Annotated in this window: 1 protein-coding gene; it reads right to left on the bottom strand. The window is 63.1% G+C overall.

Annotation, left to right across the window (positions count from 1 at the left end; all coding sequences use genetic code 11):
* A partial coding sequence (locus tag RM572_RS29245) for a hypothetical protein (protein ID WP_394813735.1) occupies nt 1–335 on the bottom strand: 335 nt, incomplete at its 3' end.
* Nucleotides 336–450: the final 115 nt, after the last annotated feature.

Here is a 450-nt window from a genome sequence, read left to right as displayed (position 1 = left end):
GGCAGTGACGCGAATTGGTGACCCGGTACCAACATCTCGCCCGCGACGCCTTCGCGGTCCAGCTGTTCCATACGTACGCCGATGTCCCAGCCGCCGAAGCGGTCTGGGAATGCAGGTGCCCATCGCGGGTCCAACTCGGGCGCCGGCTCCTCGCGCGGCCCGGAACTGAAATCGGGAGCCAGCATGCGTCGATAGGCCTGCTCTTCCTCCGTCAACAGGTCCTTGACGGCGTCCCGCACATCCGGGTCGAAATAGGGCAGATAATCCGCCATCCGTTTCGCGCCGGCATGTCCGTCCGCCGAGAAGATCAGCACCTTGTCCTGCGTCTCGCCCATGTTTCCGCTCCTCATTCACGGCATCCGGCGCTGCGCGGGATACCTTTGCCGCATCGAGTACTTGATCCGATCGACCTGATGTCACCGCACGCGGTACATACAGGCTGTATGTGGA

It is taken from the genome of Streptomyces hazeniae (genome assembly GCF_031845485.1).
Classification (GTDB): Bacteria; Actinomycetota; Actinomycetes; order Streptomycetales; family Streptomycetaceae; genus Streptomyces; species Streptomyces hazeniae.
The sequence above is the reverse complement of the archived record's forward strand: the minus strand, read 5'-3'. Positions and strand labels throughout refer to the sequence as shown.